The organism is Streptomyces sp. SID4985 (genome assembly GCF_009863025.1).
In the GTDB taxonomy this organism is placed as follows: Bacteria; Actinomycetota; Actinomycetes; order Streptomycetales; family Streptomycetaceae; genus Streptomyces.
This window is the reverse complement of the sequence record NZ_WWIR01000710.1, coordinates 1-2,368: the sequence shown is the minus strand read 5'-3', so window position 1 is coordinate 2,368 and position 2,368 is coordinate 1. Positions and strand designations below refer to the sequence as shown.

General features: G+C 74.6%; 3 protein-coding genes. 1 reads left to right on the top strand and 2 read right to left on the bottom strand.

Annotated elements, in window-relative coordinates; all coding sequences use genetic code 11:
• Positions 1 to 421: anti-sigma factor (locus GTW40_RS31395; protein WP_161183526.1), on the top strand; the 421-nt coding region annotated here is incomplete at its 5' end.
• Positions 422 to 578: 157 nt separating this feature from the next.
• Here the strand turns inward: GTW40_RS31395 and GTW40_RS31390 are convergent.
• Entirely contained in the window at positions 579 to 1,385 is an 807-nt protein-coding gene (locus GTW40_RS31390) for a DUF1295 domain-containing protein (RefSeq protein WP_161183525.1), read from the bottom strand.
• Positions 1,382 to 2,368: cyclopropane-fatty-acyl-phospholipid synthase family protein (locus tag GTW40_RS31385; RefSeq protein ID WP_161183524.1), on the bottom strand; the 987-nt coding region annotated here is incomplete at its 5' end. The genes GTW40_RS31390 and GTW40_RS31385, both read right to left, overlap by 4 nt.

The following is a 2,368-nucleotide window of genomic DNA, read 5'->3' as shown; positions in this document are numbered from 1 at the left end:
GTTCGGGGGTGTGGCGCTGTGGCAGTACCAGCGCGCCCAGGACGCCGGGCGGCGGGCCGCGGTGGCGGAGGGGCGGGCCGACGAGGTGGCGGGGGTGCTGGCCGCGCCCGACGCCAAGTCGCGCACGGTGCGGGTGGCGGGCGGCACGGGCACGGTGGTGGTGTCGGCGGACCGGGACCGGGCGGTGTTCATGACCTCGGGGATGCCCGCCCCGCCGGACGGCAAGGTGTACCAGCTGTGGTTCGACGACGGCGGGACGATGAGGTCGGCCGGCCTGATGAACCCGGCGCTGCCCAGCCAGACCGTGCTGATGCGGGGTCCGGTGTCCGGGGCCTCGGGGGTCGGCCTCACGGTGGAACCGGCGGGCGGCTCACCCCGGCCGACCACCGCGCCCGTCACCGTGTTGAGCCTTCCGACGTAGCGACCTAGCAACGTGGATCCGACGAGAACCGCGAGCAGGCGCGGCCCCGACCCGGCGGGCGGCCGCACCTCCTTGCCGCCCCTCCCTCGGCCCCCGCCCGCGCGAAAGCCCCGGCACCCCGGCACCCCAGCACCCCAGCACCCCAGCACCCCAGCACCTACTGCTTCCTCGGCGGCCTCGGGAAGAACCCGCTCGTGCGGGCCACGTACGCGTCCCAGCCCGGCCGCCCCTCCATGTGCCGCTCCAGCATCCGCTTCCCGCTGCCGTTGACAAGCAGGAAGCTCATCACCACCGGGGAGATCACGGACACCACGGCCGGGGCCCAGCCGCCGTCGCAGGCGACGAGGAAGAGGCCCCACCAGACGCAGAAGTCGCCGAAGTAGTTGGGGTGTCGGGTCAGCCGCCACAGGCCCTGGTCCATGATGCGGCCCCGGTGGGCGGGGTCGGCCTTGAAGCGGGCGAGCTGGGCGTCGCCCACGGTCTCGAAGAACATCCCCACCGCCCACACGGCCGTACCCAGCCAGGCCAGGACGGAGACGGAGGGCGACGCGTACGGGGCGGCCTGCACCGGCAGCGAGACCAGCCAGACCAAGGCGCCTTGGAGGAGGTAGACCATGCGCAGGGCGTAGAGGTTCCGGCTGCCGGGGGCCTTGTCGAGGAGGGCGGCGTAGCGCGGGTCCTCGCCGTGGCCCCGGCTCCGGCGCGCGATGTGTACGGCCAGCCGCAGCCCCCAGACGGCGGTGAGGACCGTGACGAGGACCCGCCGGGCCGTGTCGCCCTCCCCTGCCGAGGCGGCGAGGGTCACCAGCGCGACGGCGGCGAAGGCGGCGCCCCAGGCGATGTCCACGACCCGGTGCACACCCTTGCGGACCGCGACGGCGAAGGTGACGGCCATGACGGCGAAGGCGGTCGCCGCCGCCCAGCCGAGGTTCGAGGCGAAGGCGCCCCACGCGAAGCCGGTCACGTCTGCTCCAGTCCCCGGTACCAGTCGGCGCCCTCGGGGCGGCCCAGCCCGCTCGCGCCCGTGTCCGAGGGGCGCACGCAGAGGATCTGGTCCACGCCCATGCGCCGTTCCTCGAAGGCGAGCGCCCCGCCGACCAGGTAGAGCCGCCAGACACGGGCGGTCTCCTCGCCGACCAGGCGGACGACGTCGTCCCAGCGGCGTTCGAGGGTGCGGTGCCAGGCGGCCACGGTGCGCACGTAGTGCTCGCGCAGCGACTCCACCGAGCGCACCTCCAGTCCGGCGCCCTCCAGCAGCCCGACGGTCTCGCCGAGCGGCCGCATGTGCATGTCGGGTGCGATGTACGCCTCGATGAAGGCGCCGCCGCCCGGCGCGCGGTGCCCCCGCGACATCTGCTGGACCAGTACCCGGCCCTCCGGCACCACCAGCCGGTGCAGCGCGGCCGCGAAGGCAGGGTACTCGGCGTCGCCGACGTGCTCCCCCATCTCCACCGTGGCGACCGCGTCGTACCCGGAGCCGGTGATGTCGCGGTAGTCCTGGCACACCACCTCGACCAGGTCCTCAAGTCCCCGCTCGCGGACCTGTTCGCGGACGTGGGCGGCCTGTTCGCGGGCGAGGGTGACGGCGGTGACCCGCGCCTTGTGCCGCTCGGCGGCGTACAGCGTGAGGGAGCCCCAGCCGCAGCCGATGTCGAGCAGCCGGGCGCCGGGGCGCAGTCCGAGCTTGCGGCAGATCAGCTCCAGCTTGGCGCGCTGGGCGCGGACGGAAGCGGTGTCGTCGGTCGCCTCGTCGGTCCAGTAGCCGCAGGAGTAGGCCATGGTGTCGTCGAGGAGGAGCCGGTAGAAGTCGTTGGACAGGTCGTAGTGGTGGCTGATCGCGGCGCGGTCGCGGGACCTCGTGTGGAGGCCGCCGCGCAGCCGGGCCTGGGAGGCGGGTGCGGGCGGCGGCGGTCCGACGGCGCCGAGCCGCACGGCCTCGACGGCGGC